General features: G+C 68.3%; 7 protein-coding genes and 1 pseudogene. 4 read left to right on the top strand and 4 right to left on the bottom strand.

Annotated features, from left to right (window positions below; genetic code table 11):
* Positions 1–142, bottom strand: a pseudogene (locus BN903_RS16470) (zinc ribbon domain-containing protein); the annotation flags it as partial.
* 101 nt (positions 143–243) lie between these two features.
* Here BN903_RS16470 and BN903_RS17230 point away from each other — a divergent pair.
* On the top strand, positions 244–384 hold the full coding sequence (locus BN903_RS17230; RefSeq protein ID WP_195155719.1) for a hypothetical protein: 141 nt from the start codon (positions 244–246) through the stop codon (positions 382–384).
* Positions 385–462: 78 nt separating this feature from the next.
* On the top strand, positions 463–1,455 hold the full coding sequence (locus BN903_RS05400; protein WP_048076717.1) for an NAD-dependent epimerase/dehydratase family protein: 993 nt from the start codon (positions 463–465) through the stop codon (positions 1,453–1,455).
* A gap of 56 nt (positions 1,456–1,511) precedes the next feature.
* Here the strand turns inward: BN903_RS05400 and BN903_RS05395 are convergent, their stop codons facing one another.
* Positions 1,512–2,261, bottom strand: a complete 750-nt coding sequence (locus tag BN903_RS05395) for a GNAT family N-acetyltransferase (protein ID WP_048076716.1) — start codon at positions 2,259–2,261, stop codon at positions 1,512–1,514.
* Positions 2,262–2,353: 92 nt separating this feature from the next.
* Positions 2,354–3,103: a pirin family protein gene (locus BN903_RS05390; protein ID WP_048076785.1), complete on the bottom strand. Its 750-nt coding sequence runs from the start codon at positions 3,101–3,103 to the stop codon at positions 2,354–2,356.
* Between the two features lie 201 nt (positions 3,104–3,304).
* On the opposite strand from BN903_RS05390, the gene sod reads away from it, so the two are divergent.
* Positions 3,305–3,904 (top strand): superoxide dismutase, encoded by a 600-nt coding sequence (gene sod, locus BN903_RS05385; protein WP_048076715.1) that lies wholly within the window; start codon positions 3,305–3,307, stop codon positions 3,902–3,904.
* A 189-nt stretch (positions 3,905–4,093) separates the two neighbouring features.
* Here sod and BN903_RS05380 read toward each other — a convergent pair whose 3' ends face one another.
* Positions 4,094–5,056, bottom strand: a complete 963-nt coding sequence (locus tag BN903_RS05380) for a helix-turn-helix transcriptional regulator (RefSeq protein WP_048076714.1) — start codon at positions 5,054–5,056, stop codon at positions 4,094–4,096.
* A 143-nt stretch (positions 5,057–5,199) separates the two neighbouring features.
* Between BN903_RS05380 and BN903_RS05375 the strand changes: the two genes are divergently transcribed.
* A partial coding sequence (locus BN903_RS05375) for an aldehyde dehydrogenase family protein (RefSeq protein ID WP_048076713.1) occupies positions 5,200–5,928 on the top strand: 729 nt, incomplete at its 3' end.

The raw sequence follows: 5,928 nt of genomic DNA, 5'->3' as shown, positions 1-5,928 counted from the left end.
CGAACAGGAAGACGGCCGCGGTGACCGCCAGATACCAGCCGAGGGCGCGGGCCCACCGACGGAGGTACGCGTGGCCGAGTCCGGAGACGACGAGTGCGAGCAGGGCGGCGAGCCAGGGTCGCCGCAGCGAACGGTCGGACATGCGCTGCCGTACGGGCCCCCGCCCGAGAAGCTACCCCTCTCTCGGCGCGTCGTCGCTCCTCTTCTCGGAGCGTTTATGTCGCGGACGCGCCGAACTGCGGTATGTTCGGTCTGCCGGCCGGCGAGTTCCTCGGCGGAATCGCGATCGCGGTGTTCGGCGTCGGGACCTGGGCGATCGGTCTCGGTGTCGCCTACTTCCTGTACCGGCGGTGGCGCGGCGACGGCCCCCGGAGCGAGGAGTAGCAGCACCCGTCTCTCGGCCGCGAGCGATCCGGCGTCCGATTCGGCCACGTTTTTTACCTCGCTCGTCCGATCTCGGGTATGACGGACACTGCGCTCGTCGTCGGCGGGACTCGGTTTATCGGCCGCCACACGGTCGGCGAACTGCTGGCACACGACTACGAGGTGGCGATATTCAACCGCGGCAACCACGAGAACCCCTTCGCGGAGAACGACCGCGTGACCCACGTCGAGGGGGACCGGAAAGACGAGACCGCGCTGCGCGCCGCGAAGCTGTCGGTCGAACCGGACATCGTGATCGACTGCGTCGCCTACCAGCCGGCCGACGTGGAGACCGCCACGGAGATCTTCGCCGACGTCGACGGGTACGTGTACATCTCGTCGGGGTCCAGCTACGCCGCCGAGGAGATCCCCAAGCGAGAGGGTGAGACGCCGCTGGAGCCGTGTACCGACGAGCAGGCGACCGACGACTCCGGCGAGACGTACGGCAACCGGAAGGCCGAGGGCGACCGCGCGGTGTTCGCGGCCGCCGAGGAGGGCGTCGCGGCCACCGCGGTCCGCCCGTGTATCGTCTACGGGCCGCACGACTACACGGAGCGGCTCGACTACTGGATCGACCGCGTGCTCACGCACGACCGCGTGGTGATCCCCGGCGACGGACAGAACCTCTGGCACCGGGCGTACGTCGAGGACGTCGCGAGCGCGCTCCGGATCGTCGCCGAGCGCGGCGAGCCGGGCGCGGCGTACAACGTCGGCGACAGGCGCGCACTTACGCTCGAAGAGACGGTAGAGACGATCGCTGGCGTCGCCGGGGAGGACGTCGAAGTCGTCCCGGCGAGCGACGACGCGCTCGCCGCCGGCGGCCTCGAACCCGACGACTTCACGCTCTACCGCGAGTACCCGCACCTGCTCGACACCTGTGCGCTCGCGGACCTCGGCTGGAAGTCGACGCCGGTCGACGAGGCGATGGAACGGACCGTGACGGAACACCGCGAATCGGGTCGCGACGGGAGCGAGTGGGACCCCGGCCGCGAGGCCGAGGAGCGCGTCCTCGGCGTCATGGACACGCTCTGAGACGGCGGGGCCGTCCCGACGGACGTGACAGGGTTGTCCCAGCGGACGCGCCGGAGTCAGTACGCCGCGTCCCAGCGCGTGGGTTTCCGCCGGTTCCCGCAGTCGCGACACTCCATCCGGTCCATGGTGTCGATCGCGACGTCGGTCCCCTCACAGTTGCCACAGAGGTAGCCGTACCGCCGCTCGTGGTCCGGGTCGGCGTACGCGACGTAGAAGGGCGCTCGCGACCCGCGGTCGCTCTCGTCGAACGCGACGTGGACGGAGTCTCCCGCCTCGGTCTCGTAGACGGCCTCGGAGATGCCCGCGAGGCGGCCGATCTGCTTGCGGTACTCCCGTTCCGCGAACCGCTCCCCGCCGATGTCGATGTCGCGTTCGCCGGCGAGTTCGTACCCCTCGCGCTCGTAGAACGCCGTCCCCGCCTCGTTGTCGGCGAGGACGCGCGCCTCGATCCGGTCGACCTCCGCCGACCGGAGGGCGGACTCGACGCGTTCGAGCAGCGCGGAGCCGATCCCGGACCCCCTGTGGTCGGGGTGGACGTGGAGCCAGTCGATCTCGCCGACGCGCTCGCGGCGGCCGACGACGTAGCTCTCCGCGAACCCGACGACGACCCCGTCCACGAGGGCGACGGGGAACACCGCGTCGTCGTCGTTGATGTCGTCCCCGAGGTCGCCGGCGTCGTACCACTCCTCGACGGCCTCGTCCAACAGTTCCTCGTCGACGGCGTGTCCGTACGATGCCGCGAGCGATTCGCGGGCGACCGACCGGACCGCGTCGATATCGGTAGCGGTTGCGGCGCGCAGGTCCATGTGGGTCGGTCTCACTCCGACTACAAAAAACTCGGTCGGGATTCCACGTCGGCGACGCGCGGGGACAGGAGACAGCCGTGGCCCGGCAGTCCTCAGAGCACGAACGGGCCGCGCTGTCTGATCGGCTCGCCGTGGGGGCGTCCCGAGACTGCGACCGCACGCAGCGAATCCTCGCTGCGGACGTCGACCGTCGCCGCCTCCGTCACCGGAAGCACGTCGCCCTCGGCGATCGCCGCGCCGTCGACCGTCCCCGCACCGTCTACGGCGTAGAGGAAACCGGTCCATCCGTCGGGAACGGACCACGCCCACGAGTCCGTGACCTCGATGTCGAGGTACTCCACCGGCGTGTGCGTCGAGAGCGGCGACCCGTCGCCGACGACCGTGGTGACCGTCGCCCCGTCGAGCGTCTCGGTCGGCAGTTCGTCGGCCGCGGCGTCCGCGTAGTCCGGCTCCATCTCCTTCCGCTCTCGCGGCAGGTTGATCCAGAGCTGGAGTCCGTTACAGCCCGCTCCGTCGGCCGGGAACTCGGAGTGGCGGATCCCGCCGCCGGTCGTGATGTGCATCGCCTCGTTCTCGCGGGCGGTGTTCGTGACGCCGAGGCTGTCCTCGTGGTCCATCCCGCCCTCGATCATATACGAGACGATCTCGAACCCGCGGTGCGGGTGCATCGGGAACCCTTGGTCCGGCTCGATGTAGAACCGCTCGAAGAGGACGAACGGGTCGAGGTGCTGCGGGTGCGCCCCCGTCGGAAACGCTCGATTCGAGTTTACGCCCGTGCCGTGGCGGACCGGCTCGCCGGAGACGGGAGCCGCTCGGTCCGCACTCGGCTGACTGGAAGTCATGTTCGACCCGAGCCGACCACAGCCGATAAGCATCACGATTACGGAACTGAGAAATTATCAATAAAAATTGGTATTTCTTGATAAAACGCTTCAGGTAGTCTTTTAAGCTAATTTAGTAGGTTTTTATCATAGCAGTATTTTTACTGGAACGCGTTACAGAGAACCTTCTTACCCGTGCCGCGAGTACAATGGGACGCAACAATGAGCTACGAACTCGATCCGCTGCCGTACGACTACGACGCACTGGAACCGCACATCTCCGAGCAGGTGCTCGAATGGCATCACGACACCCATCATCAGGGGTACGTCAACGGTTGGAACTCCGCCGAAGAGACGCTCGAAGCGAACCGTGAGTCCCACGACTTCTCTTCGTCCGGCGGAGCCATCCGCAACGTGACCCACAACTCCTCGGGCCACATCCTCCACGACCTGTTCTGGCAGAACATGTCGCCCGAAGGCGGCGACGAGCCCGAGGGAGCGCTGGCCGACCGGATCGAAGAGGACTTCGGCTCGTACGAGGCCTGGAAGGGCGAGTTCGAGGCGGCGGCCTCCGCGGCCGGCGGCTGGGCACTTCTGGTGTACGACACGTTCTCGAACCAGCTTCGCAACGTCGTGGTCGACAAGCACGACCAGGGCGCTGTCTGGGGCGGTCACCCCATCCTCGCGCTGGACGTCTGGGAACACTCCTACTACCACGACTACGGTCCGGCTCGCGGCGAGTTCGTCGACAACTTCTTCGAAGTCGTCGACTGGGAGGAACCCTCCAGCCGCTACGAGCAGGCCGTCGAGCTGTTCGAGTAAGCGCGTCTCCGGGCGCGCCCGACGCGTAGTCTGACGCGTCGTTGAGCGCACCCGACGCGCCGTCTCCGCTCCGTACGTCTCGGCCGCCGCCGACGGAGCGGAACTGTGGGCGTCGGCCCTCTCTCTGCGGTTTTCGACTCGACCCGACCTGACTCGACTCGGCGAGCGGCGGCGCTCCGGCGACGAGCGTTACTGCGCGTCGCGTTCGGGGCCGTCCGTCTCGACGACCGTTCCGGACTCGTCGACGCCCACGCGCATCTCGTCGCCCGCGCAGCCGACCGTCAGCCGCACGCGGAGCGGGTCCTCGGAGACGACCGTCGTCGCGGCGTCGCTCACGCACCAGTCGAACTCCCAGAACGGTACCGAACTCAGATCGACGCCGCGGTCCGCGTGGAACCGGAGGACGTCGGGGTCGTCGAGCAGCAGGAGGCCGACCGTCGACCGGAGGTCGTAGCTACACCGTTGGCAGGCGTGTTCGACCGCGACAGCCTGTCCCTCCTCGTCGGGCGTCCGCACGAGGTCGGTCTCGACGGTTCCGGTACATTCGGGACAGACGCCGTCCGCGGCCAGACAGTAGTGGTGCCGGACGTAGTGGTGGAACGCCTCCAGCAGGTCGTCGGTAGACCGGCCGTCGAGCGCGCCCGCCGGGAAGGGGTAGCTCACCTGTATCGCGCCGCAGTCGGTACAGCCGATGGAGAGCGTGTCGTCGACGTACCAGGCGTGGAGGTCGCCGCCGCAGGCGTGACACGACCCCTCCGCCGGGAAGAAGCCGAGCTGCGCCCGCTCGGTCAGCGTGCCGGTGAAGATGGAACTCACCACCTTCCGCCCCGGTGCGCGGAACTCGTACCCCTCCTCGCGCCGCCGGACGAAGTGACCGGTGAGCTGGTCGAGGTGGTAGCTGAAGTTCGCGCTGTCCGTCGCGTCGACCCGCTCGAAGAGGTCGGTAAAGCTCACCGGCGACTCGTCGCCGCCGAGTTCGAGCAGCGCGTGGAGGACCTCGACCCGCGTCTCGTTGCCGAGGACCGCGAACACCTCCGCGGGCGGGATCCGCGATTCCGTCCGGGGAGTCGCGGCCGCGGCGTCGGCTCCGTCGATGCGATCCGCGCGGTCCCCGTCGGAGGCGACGCCGCCGGATCGGTCGAACTGGCTCATACGTCACCCTCGTTTACCGAGCGGTAAAGTCTGTTGGAGCGGGTGGGACGCCGGCGCTCCCTACCGGCGATCGATCCACCGAACCGGACGCAATCGCCGCTACCTCTCCCCTCTTTGCCTTTTCTACCGTTTGGTAAACTGTAATGACTACCGACCTATCGATCGACGCGGACTGGGACGAACTCTACGTCGACGGCGAGTGGCGGGCGAGCGAGAGCGGCGAGACCATCGCCGTCGAGGACCCCTCGACGCGCGAGACGGTGACCGAGGTGGCCTCGGGAACCGAGGCCGACGTGGACGCCGCCTACGAGGCCGCCGCCGAGGCGCAGGAGTCGTGGGGCGAGCAGCCGCCCGCGCACCGGCAGGAAGTTGTCGAGCAGTTCCATCAGGCGCTCGACGCCCACGCCGACGAGATAATCGAACTGCTGGAGTACGAGGTCGGCGGTTCGGCGATCATGGGCGAGACGTCGATCCAGATCGCGGCCGACCACGCGGGCGAGGCCGCGACGCTCCCGCGCCGGATGAAGGGCGAACACGCCGCCTCCAACATCCCCGGCAAGGAGAACCAGCTTCAGGTGGGCCCCAAGGGCGTCGTCACGGTGATCTCGCCGTGGAACTTCCCGCTGAACCTCTCGATGCGGGCGGTCGCGCCGGCGATCGCGGCCGGTAACTCGGTGGTGCTCAAGCCGTCGACGAACTCTCCGATCACCGGCGGCCTGCTGTTCGCGAAGCTGTTCGAGGAGACCGACCTCCCCGAGGGCGTGATCAACGTCGTCACCGGCCGCGGCTCGGAGATCGGCGACCGCGTCGCGAGCCACCCCGAGAGCGACGTCGTCGCCTTCACGGGCTCGACCGAGATCGGCAAGCGCGTC

The sequence above is a fragment of the Halorubrum sp. AJ67 genome, from assembly GCF_000513435.1.
The sequence above is the reverse complement of the archived record's forward strand: the minus strand, read 5'-3'. Positions and strand labels throughout refer to the sequence as shown.